Origin of the sequence: Tepidibacter sp. Z1-5 (assembly GCF_037844525.1) — a bacterium.
GTDB lineage: Bacteria > Bacillota > Clostridia > Peptostreptococcales > Peptostreptococcaceae > Tepidibacter_A.
Genome location: NZ_JBBMMD010000019.1, coordinates 24,643 through 40,103, shown reverse-complemented (window position 1 = coordinate 40,103; position 15,461 = coordinate 24,643). Strand labels below are relative to the sequence as shown.

Annotated in this window: 15 protein-coding genes and 1 pseudogene; 2 read left to right on the top strand and 14 right to left on the bottom strand. The window is 28.3% G+C overall.

Annotated features, from left to right (window positions below; translation table 11 throughout):
- Positions 1–129: 129 nt before the first annotated feature.
- From WJW32_RS04525 to WJW32_RS04500, 6 genes are all read right to left on the bottom strand, one after another.
- Positions 130–924, bottom strand: coding sequence for an ABC transporter ATP-binding protein (locus WJW32_RS04525; protein ID WP_340255620.1), 795 nt, complete (start codon positions 922–924; stop codon positions 130–132).
- Positions 887–1,786: an ABC transporter permease gene (locus WJW32_RS04520; protein WP_340255617.1), complete on the bottom strand. Its 900-nt coding sequence runs from the start codon at positions 1,784–1,786 to the stop codon at positions 887–889. Before WJW32_RS04520 ends, WJW32_RS04525 begins: the two co-directional genes overlap by 38 nt.
- Positions 1,787–2,779 (bottom strand): ABC transporter substrate-binding protein, encoded by a 993-nt coding sequence (locus tag WJW32_RS04515; protein ID WP_340255614.1) that lies wholly within the window; start codon positions 2,777–2,779, stop codon positions 1,787–1,789. It abuts the gene before it with no gap.
- A gap of 244 nt (positions 2,780–3,023) precedes the next feature.
- Positions 3,024–4,223: a cation:proton antiporter gene (locus WJW32_RS04510; protein ID WP_340255611.1), complete on the bottom strand. Its 1,200-nt coding sequence runs from the start codon at positions 4,221–4,223 to the stop codon at positions 3,024–3,026.
- 76 nt (positions 4,224–4,299) lie between these two features.
- Positions 4,300–4,722, bottom strand: a complete 423-nt coding sequence (locus WJW32_RS04505) for a HutP family protein (RefSeq protein ID WP_340255608.1) — start codon at positions 4,720–4,722, stop codon at positions 4,300–4,302.
- Complete coding sequence (locus tag WJW32_RS04500; RefSeq protein ID WP_340255605.1) at positions 4,713–5,174, bottom strand: MarR family winged helix-turn-helix transcriptional regulator; 462 nt, start codon at positions 5,172–5,174, stop codon at positions 4,713–4,715. Before WJW32_RS04500 ends, WJW32_RS04505 begins: the two co-directional genes overlap by 10 nt.
- A 249-nt stretch (positions 5,175–5,423) precedes the next feature.
- On the opposite strand from WJW32_RS04500, the gene WJW32_RS04495 reads away from it, so the two are divergent.
- Complete coding sequence (locus WJW32_RS04495) at positions 5,424–5,972, top strand: NADH peroxidase (RefSeq protein ID WP_340255602.1); 549 nt, start codon at positions 5,424–5,426, stop codon at positions 5,970–5,972.
- A 53-nt stretch (positions 5,973–6,025) separates the two neighbouring features.
- Here WJW32_RS04495 and WJW32_RS04490 read toward each other — a convergent pair whose 3' ends face one another.
- Entirely contained in the window at positions 6,026–8,014 is a 1,989-nt protein-coding gene (locus WJW32_RS04490; protein ID WP_340255599.1) for a putative bifunctional diguanylate cyclase/phosphodiesterase, read from the bottom strand.
- A gap of 537 nt (positions 8,015–8,551) precedes the next feature.
- On the opposite strand from WJW32_RS04490, the gene WJW32_RS04485 reads away from it, so the two are divergent.
- Entirely contained in the window at positions 8,552–8,812 is a 261-nt protein-coding gene (locus WJW32_RS04485; protein ID WP_340255596.1) for a hypothetical protein, read from the top strand.
- A gap of 187 nt (positions 8,813–8,999) precedes the next feature.
- On the opposite strand, the gene WJW32_RS04480 is transcribed toward WJW32_RS04485, so the two are convergent.
- The 7 genes and pseudogenes from WJW32_RS04480 to WJW32_RS04450 all read right to left on the bottom strand — a co-directional run bounded on the left by WJW32_RS04480 (position 9,000) and on the right by WJW32_RS04450 (position 15,270).
- On the bottom strand, positions 9,000–9,773 hold the full coding sequence (locus WJW32_RS04480; protein ID WP_340255593.1) for a sporulation protein: 774 nt from the start codon (positions 9,771–9,773) through the stop codon (positions 9,000–9,002).
- 123 nt (positions 9,774–9,896) lie between these two features.
- Positions 9,897–10,595, bottom strand: a complete 699-nt coding sequence (locus WJW32_RS04475) for a hypothetical protein (protein WP_340255590.1) — start codon at positions 10,593–10,595, stop codon at positions 9,897–9,899.
- A 79-nt stretch (positions 10,596–10,674) separates the two neighbouring features.
- The gene (locus tag WJW32_RS04470; RefSeq protein WP_340255626.1) at positions 10,675–11,121 is read right to left on the bottom strand and encodes a sensor histidine kinase; all 447 of its coding nucleotides are present in this window, start codon (positions 11,119–11,121) and stop codon (positions 10,675–10,677) included.
- A gap of 27 nt (positions 11,122–11,148) precedes the next feature.
- Positions 11,149–11,304: pseudogene (locus WJW32_RS04465) on the bottom strand (histidine kinase dimerization/phospho-acceptor domain-containing protein); the annotation flags it as partial.
- Between the two features lie 117 nt (positions 11,305–11,421).
- Positions 11,422–13,023, bottom strand: a complete 1,602-nt coding sequence (locus WJW32_RS04460) for a C1 family peptidase (RefSeq protein ID WP_340255587.1) — start codon at positions 13,021–13,023, stop codon at positions 11,422–11,424.
- A 380-nt stretch (positions 13,024–13,403) separates the two neighbouring features.
- Positions 13,404–13,580 (bottom strand): hypothetical protein, encoded by a 177-nt coding sequence (locus WJW32_RS04455; protein WP_340255584.1) that lies wholly within the window; start codon positions 13,578–13,580, stop codon positions 13,404–13,406.
- A gap of 364 nt (positions 13,581–13,944) precedes the next feature.
- A complete protein-coding gene (locus WJW32_RS04450; RefSeq protein ID WP_340255581.1) occupies positions 13,945–15,270 on the bottom strand; it encodes an S-layer homology domain-containing protein in 1,326 nt (441 codons plus the stop codon).
- Positions 15,271–15,461 lie beyond the last annotated feature (191 nt).

Below are 15,461 nucleotides of genomic sequence, written 5' to 3'. Positions count from 1 at the left end.
TGTCATTTGTTTTGGGATTAAGAGCTATAATTTTTCCAAATTAGAGATTTGATCAATTGGTATTTTATAGTGAATAAATAATTACATTTGTACGAAATTTAGGTAACTATTTTTTATTACACGTAATTATTAAGAAAATATAACTCTATCACTTAATGCATCCTTAGATTGTATCTTTTCAAAATATGATAAAAGCTTATCTATATTCAAATCTTTCTTTTCATCTTCTTTAATATCTAATACTACCTCGCCCCCATGCATCATCAAAAGTCGGTTTCCCATTGATATAGCATGATTTAGATTATGGGTTATCATAAGGGTTGTAATTTTCTTACTATCTACTATTTTCTCAGTAAGTTCCAATATTCTTTGAGAAGTCTTAGGATCCAGCGCTGCTGTATGTTCATCAAGCAGTAGTATATCTGGATTTTTTATAGTTGCCATTATAAGAGATAATGCCTGCCTTTGTCCTCCCGATAAAAGAGATACCTGCGTATAAAGTTGCTCTTCAAGTCCTAATGATAATTCAGATAATATTTCCTTAAAATAATTTATATTCTTATTTGAAATTCCCTTAGATAATCCGAATTTATTCCCTTTGTTAATAGCCATAGATAAATTTTCTAATATAGTCATTGATGGAGATGTTCCAAAACTTGGGTCTTGATATACTCTTGATATAAATTTTGATCTTTTATATTCCTTAAGATCTGATATATCTTTATCATCTACATTTATAGTTCCACTATCTTTATCTAAACTTCCCGATATCATATTTAAAAGAGTTGATTTTCCAGCTCCATTACTTCCTATTATAGTTATAAAATCCCCTTCTTTTATATCAAGTGATAATTTATCAAATACCTGCTTTTCATTTATAGTACTTTTATTGAATGTTTTGCATAAGTTTCTTATTTGAATCATTTATATCACCTCTTTTTATAAAGCTTAGATTTAATTTAAATTTAGCATTATTAGAAGCTATAGCAACCACTACTATTAATGCTGTTATAAGTTTCAAATCCGTTGGATTAAATCCGATTTTCAAAGCAAGAGCCGTACTGAATTTATATAAAATAGATCCTATAACAGCCATTGTAGTAGTCTTTATAAATGAGAATTTCTTTAAAACTGCTTCTCCAAATATTACTGATGCAAGACCCATAACTATAATACCAGCTCCCATTGTAACATCTGAAAATCCTTGATATTGAGCAATTAATGATCCTGAAAGTGCAACTAAGCCATTGGATACCATAAGTCCTATTATTTTTATATTTCCTATATCTATACCTAAAGATGTTATAAGTTTTTCGTTATCTCCACATGCTTTTAAAGCAAAACCTAACTTTGTTCTAAGAAAAACGTCTAATAATATTTTTACTAAAAAAGCTATTATAAGTATTATAAATATAGGTTCTATATTTATATTAAATACTGTATTTTGATTGAATAATGGGATATTTGATTTTCCCATTATTCTAAGGTTTACAGAATATAAGGCTGTCATAACTAGTATGCTCGATAACAAGTTGGTTATTTTAAATTTAACATGAAGTATTCCAGTTGCAACGCCTCCTATGCATCCAGCTATAATAGATAACCCAGTTGCAACAACTGGATTTATATCTTTAACCAAAAGAGCTGCTGTAACAGATGCTCCAAGTGCAAATGTTCCATCTACTGATAAGTCGGGAAAATCTAGTATCTTATATGTTATATACACTCCTAATGCCATTAACGAAAATATTAAGCCTTGTTCGAGTATACTTATAATTAAGTCCATCTAGTTTCCCCCCTTAATAATTTGTGCCTTTGATTTTAAGTCATCTGGTATTTGTATATTTAGCTTTTTAGCTACTTCTTCATTTATAACAAGAGTAGTATTTTTAATGTATTCGATACTCATATCTTGAGGTTTTTTACCATTTAAAACTTCAATAGCCATAAGACCTGTTTCATATCCTAACTGATTGTAGTCTATTCCTTCAGTAGCTAAAGCACCTAATTTTACGTGTGATTCTTCTGCTCCTATTATCGGTATATTTTTTTCGTTGCATTTATTTGATATTAAACTCATTGATGATGCAACTATGTTATCTGCTGGAGTGTATACAACATCTACACTTTGAATCAATTTATCCATTGCTTGTGATACCTCATTAACACTACTTACTCCAACTTCCTCTATATCAAATCCAATCTTTTTAGCTTCTTCTTTAGCCATATCAACTTGGATTTTAGAATTTATTTCACTTGTATTATATATAATACCTACTTTTTTACTATTTGGAACTAACTTCTTTATAAGTTCAAACTGCTTATCAATAGGTGTCATATCACTAGTTCCTGTTACATTTGTCTGTGTTTTTTCAATAGATTTTACTAACCCTGCTTCTACAGGATCTGTTACTGCTGTTATTAGTATAGGGATTTCATTTGTAGAATTGAATGCACTTTGAGCTGATGGGGTAGATATTGCAAATATAATATCCTTATTTTGAGATACGAAATTTTGTGCTATAGTTTGTGATGTAGGTATATCTCCTTGAGCACTTTGAAAGTCTATCTCTATGTTATTCCCATCCTCAAATCCATTATCTTTAAGAGCTTTAATAAATCCTTTTCTCGCTAAATCAAGAGCTGGATGCTCTGTTATTTGAGTTATTCCGATTTTGATTTTGTCATCCTTTGAAGTGTCTACTGACTTGCATCCTACTAAAGATACAACTAATAAGATAAGTAAAACAACGATTTTAAAATTCTTTTTTCCTACCATACTACCATCCTCCTAAATTTTTAGTTACAAAAATTGTACAAAAAAAACTCTCGTATGAGAGTTTTTAAACAAAGTTAATAAACCTACCCTACATACCTACCATTCTACATATCTACTATACTACAAAACTACTTCTCTACTAATCTTCTACGAACTTCCTAATCTACATTTTATTCTGAATTTAGAATCTATTATATAAAAGTTAATATACTATGTCAACTCAAATTTTTCACTATTTTTTTACTTAATTTGTGTTTTTTGACACTTCTCTTAAAACAGAACTTTCATCTGCTTTTTTAATTGCCATCTTAGTCGCAACAGGTCCTATTATTTCTGTAATTATAGTTGTAGCCATAAGTATAGTAATTACAATTTCACCAAGAGGTGTTCCTGGAAATTCTCTTCCTACCGTTATTGCAAGACCTATAGCAACTCCTACTTGCGATAAAAGACCAAGACCTATATATTTCTTAACTACAGCTGGTGCCTTTGAAATTGTTCCTCCAATAGATGCTCCTCCTACTTTTCCAATTATTCTAAATAATAAATACAAAGCTCCTAAAAGTCCTATCTTAGGAATTAAAGAAATATCAAGTCTAGAACCTGCTAATGTAAAGAATGCTGCTGTTACTGGAGGTGACCATTTTTCAAGTATATTAAATGCCTTATTTGCCTTACTTGATACATTTGTTACCATTATTCCAGTTGCCATAGCACAAAGAAGTGGAGATAAGTTAAAGTGAAGAGCAACCCCTACAATTAAAACAATACTTGCAATAACAAAAGTTAAAACTTCAGATTCATTTTTAGCATTTTTAAGTAAATAACATAATAATATTCCAATTAACCCACCTACTCCTATAGATAAAACTATTTCTGCTATAGGATGAATAATTACCTTAGATACAGTTAAAACTTCATGCTTTAGGAAAACCTTCGCCACAGATGCAGAAACTGCATATATCATAAGAGATATAGCATCATCAACCGCAACAACCCCAAGTAATGTACTAGTTAGAGGACCTCTAGCTTTATACTCTTTAAGAACCATAACAGTAGCTGCTGGTGCTGTAGCTGATGATATAGAACCTAATATAAGTGCAGTTGGTATATCTTGACCAAGCGCTAACATTATTCCAGTAACAAGAGCAAATGCCCCAATCGCCTCACAAAATGCTATTATAAATATATTCTTACCTAATTTTTTCATTTCTTGTATCTTAAACTCACTACCAATATTAAAAGCTATTATTCCAAGTGCTACATCACTTATAAAAGATAGCTCCTCTATTACCTGTTCATTTACAATATTAAGTCCCGATACTCCAATTATAAGACCTGCTATTATATACCCTCCAACTGCAGGCATATTCATTTTATTCATAGCCTTCCCAAGCAAAATCCCAAAAATAAGTGCCAATGCTAAACTGATAAAATCACCCATTTTTAATAATCTCCTTCTATTCTATTTTTGAAGATTTTAAACCAAGGAACATAATATCCCTTGGCATTATTTTAAACTAATATATATCTGGTATCGACCTATGACATAATCCAACAACAACATCATTTAAATGTAAAAGCCCCATACTCATAAATATGCAAACGCTCAAATGCTCCTTGTGTCTTGCGATACCTATTTTTCCTCCTACATTCATTCCATTTGCCTTTGAAGCTACCTGCATTATTGCTTCTCTAGCTGCTCCTACTACTGCTCCATCGTGTACATGACACTCTTTTATAACCCCACTTCTTCTGGATGCTACAAGTGCTCTTTCTATAACCTTAGGTATAGACTGTATTAAATTTCCTCCTATATCAACTGCAACTGCTTTTATACCTTCTTTTTCCAATTCTTTTATTACCCTTTGCTCATCTTCTCTTGAACTTGTTATAGCTATCTTAATAGATGCCTTTGCTATATGAGTACTGTCTAATTGCATTCTATAACCTCCATAGTTTTTTCCTTTTTTATGCTTAATATAATTTTTGATACTAATTTTGAAAATAATTCTACTTCATCTTCAGATAAATGCTCAGATATTTTCTTAGTAAAGTGCTTGTAAACCTCAAGCTCTGCATTCAAAATTTCTTTGCCTCTATCAGTTAAATATATATGAAATTCCCTTTTATCATGTTCTGAGTTCATCTTTTTTACATATCCTTGATCTATTAACCTTTTTATCATAGCCGTAACAGATGGCTTAGTAACATTTAAAGCCTGAGCTAATTGGCTAAAAGTTGGATTATTAAGTGTATATATATATTCCAAATAATACATATGATTTATGCTAAATCTCGAAAACTCCTGTTTACTCATAATTTTCTCTATATGCTTTTTGTATATCTTATGAATATATTCTTCCATTTCCAACAAACTTACTTCTAACTTCATCAATTCCTCCTAAAAAATCGAAATATTCAAATATTAGTTAGTTAACGTTAACTAATATTTTAAGATATTTTTTCTTTTTTGTAAAGTAGTTTCATATATATAACTCTTTATTTAACACAAGCATTGAACTGATTTTCTATATATAATATAATTTTTTATAGGAAATTTTAAATTTTTATGTTTAAGATGTTTTTTTATAGGTATATATGAATTAGAAAAACATTTAATTTAATTGGGGAGGTATTTAATATGAAAAAATTTATATGTAAAGTATGCGGTTACACTCACGAGGGGGAAAATGCACCAGAGGTATGTCCGCAATGTAAAGCACCTAAAGATCAATTTATAGCACATGATGAAACAAAACTAGCTTGGGCTGACGAGCATTTTGTTGGAATAGCTAAAGATGTAGATCCAGAAATAATAGAAGGTCTTCGTCAAAACTTCTTAGGAGAATGTACAGAAGTAGGTATGTACCTAGCTATGAGCCGTCAAGCTGATAGAGAAGGATTCCCAGAAGTAGCTGAAGCTTACAAGAGAATAGCTTGGGAAGAAGCAGAGCATGCTGCTAAATTTGCAGAGTTATTAGGAGAAGTTGTAACTGATAGCACTGAAAAGAACTTACAAATGAGAGTAGATGCAGAGCACGGTGCTTGCATAGGTAAAAAAGAATTAGCTACTAAAGCTAAACAATTAAACTTAGATGCAATCCATGATACAGTTCATGAAATGTGTAAAGATGAAGCTAGACACGGTTCAGCTTTCAATGGTTTATTAAAGAGATACTTCGGAAAATAATGTATAAATTAAAGAGTGCATACGCACTCTTTTTTATATACTAGCGAATTTCTTTAATTTCCATTTTTAATAAACATCATTTCCATTTCTTCTACCGACACTGGTTTGCTAAATAAATACCCTTGATATTCTTGGCAATCAGCATCTTTTAGTAATTCTAACTGTTCATTTGTTTCAACTCCCTCGGCTACTACTTTTATATCTAGTGCTTTAGCCATAGTAATTGCTGCTAGTATAATGGCATTATCCACTTTGTTCGAGCAGATTTCGTCAACAAATGATTTGTCTATTTTTAATACATCTATCGGAAAAGATTTCAGATAATTTAATGAAGAATAACCTGTTCCAAAATCATCTAATGCTATATTGATTCCTCTTTTTTTAATTTTATAAAAAACCTTCTGAGTATAAGAAGTATCTTGCATAGCAGCCGTTTCTGTAATTTCTAACTGAATTAATCTATGATTAATTTCTGTTTTGGATAAAATAGAATCTAGCATATCAATAAATTCAAGATCGTTGAATTGATTAGCAGAGATATTTATAGAAACACTTCCTGGATCAAACCCTTTGTTAACCCATTTTTTGATTTGATTGCATGCCATTTCTAGTACTAATTTATCTATATTGTTGATTAGTCCATATTGTTCTGCAATAGGTATAAAATCACTTGGATAGATTAATCCTTGTTGAGGATGATTCCATCTTACTAATGCTTCACTTCCTGCAAGTTTACCTGATTTTATATCAATTTTAGGCTGATAATATAATACAAATTCTTTTTTCTCTATAGCTTTTATAATACCTTCTCTTATTTCCATATCTTTGTTTATTTTCTCATCTACTTCGTGACTAAAAAATTTAAAATTATTGCGTCCTTTTTCTTTTGCTTGATACATAGCTATATCTGCATTTTTTAATAAAGTTTCAATGTTTTTTCCATGTTCAGGGAATATTGCAATACCGATACTACAAGTAATATTTATTTGCCTCGTTTCTAAAATAAATGGTTCTGAAAAAATGTCAATAATCTGTTGAGAGATATTAGATATTTTTTTGAACGAACATGGTTCATCAACTATTATCATAAATTCATCTCCACCTAATCTGACAACTGTATCACTTTCTCTAACACATATTTTTAATCTTTCAGAAACATTTTTTAAAAGAAAATCTCCTATATCATGTCCCAAAATATCATTAATGTATTTAAATCTATCTAAGTCTAAAAATAGAACTCCAATCTTACTGCTTTTATTTGAATGATTATCTATTGCTAATTGTAATATTTCTTTTCCTAATCTTCTATTTGGTAAATCAGTGAGCATATCATGATACGCTAAATACTTAATTCTTTCTTCATTCTTTTTAAGTTCCTCTAATACTTGAATTAGTTGATTTTTCTTTTCTGTAATTTCTATATTTTTATTTAGTAATGATTGATTTCTTTTTTCTAATTCCAAAGTATTTTGTTCAACTTTTTTTCTTTCTGCATCAAAATTATCAATAACGATTTTGATGATAATTCCCAACATAAATAAACATATAGTAATTCCTAGCATGATATCTATATATCTATCTTTAAGTGAATTATAATATATAATGCTTTCTTTGTTATAGTATTCAATGATTATTAATGATACTACTACAATTATATTTATTAAAAAGAATATATTTCTTTTTTTACCTCTTAACAAAATGATGGAACATGCAAGTGTAAAAGTAAAATAGTACGGGATACTTCCATACGAACCTCCATTTGTGAACCAAAGAGTTGTTAATATCAATATAGCAATTATTAAACTTAAAGATATCAATTTAATATTTCTATATCGAAATAATACAAATATTACAAGTGTTATAATTGCACTAATTGATAAAGCTATAATATGAATAGTTGACATATTTTGAGCATAATTTATAGGAATTAATAATATCATTAATAGCGCTGAAGCTAAACTAATAGTATTAAAGATACGGTATTCTAACGAATCTTTGCTTGAATCATATATTATTTTTAAAATTTTTAATTTTGTTTTCATATTTATACATCTTCCTGTTCTTATTTTATTATATGTAACATTATTCATTTTTCATTCTATATTAAAACTTGAATAAAACCAATTTCCTAGATAAAGTCTTTAACTTATCTATTGTTTTAAATTATATATACTAATTTTATTCATCATTTTATTTAATAATTCTAAATTTATACCTATAAAAATAATTATTCTATAGATACTATATTTGCAAATAAAATACATTCCAATTTTTATTTGCATAACTTATATGTTCTTTTCTTTAAGTTTATTCCTATGTCCCTGTCTATATATGTAATATCTTGCATTAAATTGTGCTTTATCGTTTTATTTCTATATATTGTCTAACATTTCCTTTTTATAATTTGTAAAATTTTTTTACTCTTAATACAATTGAATAGAGATTAAACTATTTATTTATAAAACAAAAATTATTTTGTCAATGAAATCATTGTAATTTTTGTATCAAATATATTTACAAACACTAAAATATGCGTTATATTGTTACCAGGGTAACTATATATTGAAAAGAGGTGTAGCATGAGTAAAATGAAAGTTGAACGTGTACAAACAGGAGTTCGTATGGAAAAAAGAATGGTTAAAGTTTTAAAAGGATTAGCAGAGTATCTTGATATATCTTTAGGGGATTTGCTTGAAGGAATTGTACTTCATTCTTTTGAAGGGAAAGCTCCATTTAGTGAGAAAACCTTAGGAAAAATTGAAGAATTAAAAAAGATTTATGAAATGGATTATGATGCAAGTGCAAGTCATAATATGACAGAAGAGGATGTAGCAAAATAAATGGCATTAAAATGTTAGCGAATGATTTAAATATTTTTGTAGAAAACTTGAATTTCATCGTTTGAATATCCGTTAAGAAAGTTCGTTGTTTGAACATAGTCAGTTTAGAACTTTTAGGATATTCAATAAAATGAAATTTTTAGTTTTATTAAAAACATTTACTACATTAGCGGTATTTTAATTCCATTTATTTTGGGATTAAACCTATCAATTTGTTCTTAATATATTCTGTACCTATATTTATTTCTTCTTTAGTAAAGTAAATATTTATTCTTTCTTCTCCAGCATCTACATTCAATAATGTTTTTACTGCTCCTTTAATTCCTTTAGCCATATTATCAAGCTCAACTAATAATCTTACCCCTTCATCTTCTATTAAGTAAGCTATTCTTATTTGTTCAAATTTCTCTCTGATCTCTTTATTAGGTGTATATACAAACCATTGAACGAAAGGAACCCCTTCTTTAACTCCATAAAAATAATCATTATATACTTTATCTATAGAAAATCCCATTTCTTCAATTGATCCTAATACCTTAGCTGAAAACGGATGTGGATTCACCTTTACATCATATTTTTTCTTAAAAATCATATTATCAATAGAAACTTCTATCCATACTTCTGATTTACTTATAGTCATCGGAGTTTCAAAATCTAGTACGAACTCAATATCTTTTTCTATGTTCTGATTTAATTTTATAGTTTCATTTATAGGAACCTCTATCTTTTGAATAATATGCTTTACCTTGGTCGCTATATTGCTTGTTATGTGCTGTGTATCAGACTTTATCTGAGTATGTTTTGTAATGACATTTATAGATATATTTTCTATGTATTGTTCACTACTTACACCTTCTATATATAGAGTTGCACTAACTTTAGAACCCGGTGTTAAATCATTTGAGTCAAATATAAAATTTACTTTTGTACTCCCTAATCCTACACTAGATAAAATTCCCATTATCCCAACTCCTTTTTTTATAATATTTTACCACATAAGTTTTATTATTGAAATTTTTTGATAAAATAGAGATAACCTAGATCTCATTTTTGTACGAAATCTAGGTATCTCAATTTATTTGTATTATTTTTCTGATTCAAATAACATATATCCAAACTCAAAAGGATCTTTAGTTTCTCCTAAAAAAATTGTATTTTTAAATTCTACGAGTCCTTTTCCTTCTTTAAATATTTTTATTTCCTTATAAGTATTCTCAGGATAATCTTCTATTCCCTGAATTGTAGTTTCAGTTTTTACTATATTTTTATTTTTGTCATCTTTAGATACATCTGTAATCTTTGTTTGCATAGTATATTCTTTACCATCTATATTAACTTTTTGATCCCAAGTATTTCCTGCTTTAATAGGTAATTTTAAAACAACTTGATCTTTAATTATAGATTGAGAGAATCTTCTTGTTAAATTCTTTTGTTTCTGTGTAACTGTATCTTTATTTATTGTATATTCTGTTTCTATCCCTCTGTCTTCCTTTGAAGGCCCTTCACCTTCAGATACATCTAATATTTCTCCTTTAAAATTCAACGCTAATAAATCTTCATTATCTGTAACTTTGTTAAGTGTTAATGTCTGCCCATATTCAGCTGTTCCAGAGTAGTTGAGAACAGTTCCTTCTACTGAAGGAAAATAACTTAAAAGCTCACTGCTATATCCTTTTTCATTTGAATCTTCTTTAACTTCATTATTAGCTTTTGTACATCCAACTCCAACACCAGCCATTAATAATATTAATGTTAAACAAAATATTTTCTTTATTAGTTTCATTTAAATCTCTCCTTTTCTATATTAATTATTTGATAATTACATTTTAGTATATATACTACGTTTTGTAGTTACAGCTAGGTTACAATTTAGGTATTTTAATACTTACTTTTGTACCTTCTTTTTCAATACTATCAATACTTAATTCCCCTTTATGCATATCTACTATCTCTTTACATATCGCTAGTCCGATTCCACTACCTGCTTGTTTAGAATTTCCCTTATAAAACTTATCTGTTACTTTATCTAAATCTTCTTTTGATATTCCCATACCATTATCTTGTATATCTATAACAATAAATTTATCACTACATTTAGTTTTAATAAATATTACTTTATTTTCATTTAAAAATTTTATTGAATTATCTATAATATTTATAAATACTTGTTTAAGTCTATTTATATCTCCTTTTATATAATATGGATTTTTATCAATATCTAAAATCACTTTAATATTTTCTTTTTTAAATCTTTTCTTGAAATAATTATAAATAGATATTACTAATTTATTTATATCTATAGTTTCCAAATCAAGAGTTATTTTTCCAGATTCAAATTTTGAGAAATCAAGAAGTTCTTCTACTAATCTCGTTAATCTTTTAGATTCATCATATATAATTTGTAATCCTTCTTTAGCTTCTTCTTCATTTTCAACATCCCCTGTTAGCATAATTTCACTCCAACCTTGTATTGAGGTAAGTGGAGTTCTTAGTTCATGTGATACTTTATATCATTTGTATTTTCTAAACTTTTAGGTCTTTTTATTAAATCTGATGGAGATTTATAAACTCCACGCCCTGATAATGAAGAAAGTATAATTACATAGTTTCTATTTTATATTTATCTGTATAGGATTTTTTATAAGATAATTTCCTTTATCTGAATCATCCCAAACAAATCCTTTTAATGTATATTTTCCTTTATGAGGTATTAAAACTCCTGTTATTAAAAATTCTTCTTTTTTTGATTTTATTTCTTTTTTGATGCTCGTAGAATCAACCATCTTATTATTTCCATCATATAAAGCTAACATTAAAACAACCTTTTTAGATTTATCTTCATTATTTTTTATCCTTACAGTTATATCTACTTGTCCTTCATTATCAATAAAATCATTTTTTTCTATTAATTGTACTTCTAAATTTCCTTGCTTTTGTATAATATATCTATTTTTTGTAATAGCTTTTAAACAAACATTAGCGTTCGGTTGAGTATCTGTTAAATCTCTCCACTCTTTCCCATTAGGGCTAATACCGCTCTCATTTTTATTTGATTTTGCCTTGCTTGAATATTTTCCTTTTGGGCTTTCAATAGCCACAGGATACTTTTCTCCTTTTGTTTTTAATTTTATAATAACAGCAAACTTTTCATTTTTGTTTAAATCAATCTTATCAGTTGAAATCGTATGATATCCAATAGTATCTATTTTTCCTTGGTCTATTTTTTTCATATCTTTAAACGAACCCACATCTTCAAAATTTTTACATACCCATATCTCATAATCAGATTCTTCCCCATTTGTATAAAAAGCTACAGCACTTAATTCTTCATTTTCTTTAGCTACAAAAACATTAGAAAACCAAGCAGTTTCTTTTGAATACCCATAATCATAAGTTTGTCCAAGTTCATCATACTGATAAATATTGTCATACTTTTCGTCAGAAGCTATGAAAACCGCATTCTCTATTTTAGCTATATTACAGTCATAATATGAAACATAAAAATATCCATCATCTCCCCAATTACTTCCTGCACTGTTTTTACATATAAATGCTCCATCACTTTCAGGTTTATGTTTGAATTTATCTTTTGAATACGCATCATCCCATCCAACAATAGATACAGCATGATTTCCTTTACTTGATGTATTATATCTATATGAACTATTTCTTTGATTATAATAAGATTCATCCCACTTAAAAACTGTATAAACAGCACCATAATCCATGATTGATTTTTTTATCTTCTCATTATCATCAAATGTTTTTCTCTCTGGTATATATATTACATTTTTAACATGATAATCTGATTTTTTTATTCCTCTATTTTTAGAATATCTATTTTGAGGATATTCATCTTTTTCTTCTAGCACAGCTCCTTTCCAGCTTGCAAGATAAGCGGTTGCCATGGCTGCATTTCCACCATCTTTTGCACCTGAATCAAATCCATGAACATTAATCATATTATTTTCCGAAAAATCATATTCCTTATTTTTCTTAAGTTTGATATTAGATTCAAGAGACGATAAAGCTGCAAAAGCCCAACAGCTGTTTATCTCTCCTTGATCTTTGACAGGTGTTACTCTTTCAAGTTCTCTTAAATCATATTTTTTTGGCAGACTATCCGCATATGAAAAATTACTTAAAAATGCTAAATTAAAAATCAAATAACATATAACTCCTATGATCCTCTTTTTATTCTTTATTCTCATAATCATCTCCCTTTCAATCTATATATCGGTCAATATTCTTATTTAATTCTATTTTTTCTTCGACTCTAATTTAATTTATATCCTCCCTTTATTTTTATTTCATTGTTATCCACATTAAACATGATTTCAAATCTTTTTTTCATTTAAACATCCTATTTTATCCACATATATTTTTTTATTGTTGATATTTTTAGAAAACTCAGAATCCATATATTTCAATGATAGCATTCCACTAGTACTTCTCTCTGTATCCTCTGCCTGTGGATGCGTTATCCACTTATTAACATTTTTGGGTAATTAATTCACAGAATAAAAAAACTAGATCTCGTTTATACGAAATCTAGGTAGTTAATTATTTATATGAATTTTATTCATTATAATTAAATCATAACCCCATTTATTTTAATATCAGGATTAACATTTTTAATCTTTTCCGCATTAAAGTCACTAAATGCTTTGCCTACTTCCAAGCTAAATGTACAAGGTAAAAAACAAATATCTCCATTAATAAATTCTTCACCAGATCTCATATTATTATCATATTCATGAACACCCAAGATTTATCTCCCTTCCAATAAAGTGAAAATCAATTCAGAAACTGTAGAGTTCTTATCTCCAGTATTAATAGAATTAAGTTTTAGAAAAAAAATAACTACCAAAATCCATTAGTTTATCGAGCTTTGGCAGCTTAAATATATTTTATTATTTATATTATCTACTTTACAAGGTTAGGAATATAGTTTCCTACTCATTATTAAAAAATTCGCTTTATTATCCAGCATGGATCATGTAGCCAAAGATTTCTAACGTTCTCCACTTCTTGAAATAGTTGCAAATTTAGTGATTTAAGCAATATTATCCTTAGATTGAAAATTTCATACTTTCTTATCGCCCTTTGTTTAATTTACTTAAAGCTATTTATTAATCTAAATCTTTAACTGTAGTACCATAATAATAAACATATCCATCCCAAGTTCTAAGTCCAACTTTACCAGCAGAATAAGTACTATCATTTACAGTACCAATTTTTCTATCATTTAAATAAATAGTAAAATTTGATCCTATAGCTTTAACACGTAATTTATTTGGAATTGTTGGATTTACATTTGTATCGAATTCTTTTAAGTTTTTCCAGCCAGACCTTACAGAATGTACTCCAAAAACAACATCTCCGTCATCTTGAATACCTGCATAATATCCATTATGTTTATTAGGTTCACCAGTCATTGCATTTACTCTTAACATTATACCTACATCCGAATACCAATCTTTTTTATCAAGAAATAAATACGTTTCTATGTCAACATCTGTATACCAATTACTGTTTCGATCCATATTAGAATCAAGAACTAATTTACCTTCTTTTTTACCAATCTTATTGTTAGGTCCATCTAAATGAAAAACATATCCATCTCTATAAGGAAACTTTTTAATATTATCAAAATATCCATAGTGAGAAGCCATTATATCATCTACAGTAAATCTTTTTGTTTTTCTTTTCTCTGCTTCTGCTTTCGCTTTTGCCTCTGCTTTAGCTTTCTCCTCTGCTTCTGCTTTAGCTCTTGCCTCTTCCTTTGCTTTAACCTTTGCCTCTGCATCAAAGTAAGGATTATACTTATCATATACTCTATTTACTATTGCTACCGCCTGCTCAACAGAAGCATTTTTCTTCGGATTAAAATTTACTCCATCACCTGTAATGATTCTAGTGTCAAACGTATAAGCTACTTGCTTAGTAGCCCAATAAGAAACATCTGCCTTATCTGCAACAGTAAGAACTCCATCACCTTTATAAAAATCATAATCCATTCCTGAATGTATGCGTTCCACTACATTATAAATCATGACAGACATTTGCTCGCGAGTAACAGAATCATTTGGTGCAAACTTTTTATTTCCTACACCATTGATAATTCCAGAATTATATGCTTTTCGTACATTCAGATTAGTTGTATCAGTAAAACTATATATAGATGCAGCGGATAATGTTTCTCCTCTTACCGATTCATATAAATTCACTACAAGATTTGCAAATTCTTCTCTTGTAATATTTCTACTACAGTCTCTAAAAAGACTTTGATCATTAGCAATTCCTCTTGTTACAGCAGATACAAGTTCAGGTCTTGCCCAATTACTTACATTTCCATAGTGCCAATTGGATGCTTGATCTTTTGTAACAGCACTTACATGCATAGGTAATACCATTAGCATTACAAGTAAGAATGTGATAATTTTTCTTTTCTTCATAAAAATCCTCCTTTAAAAATATCATGATAAAGTAACCTCTACTAATCATATTTATGCAATAATAGATTAATTGTATACTTATTTTGCAGATAAAAAACAAAATTAAGGTTCATATTAATCAAAAATTCACTTTATCCTCTTGCGTGGCTCTAGTGTAATCCCCTATAAACTAAAAAATGATGGCTATTTTC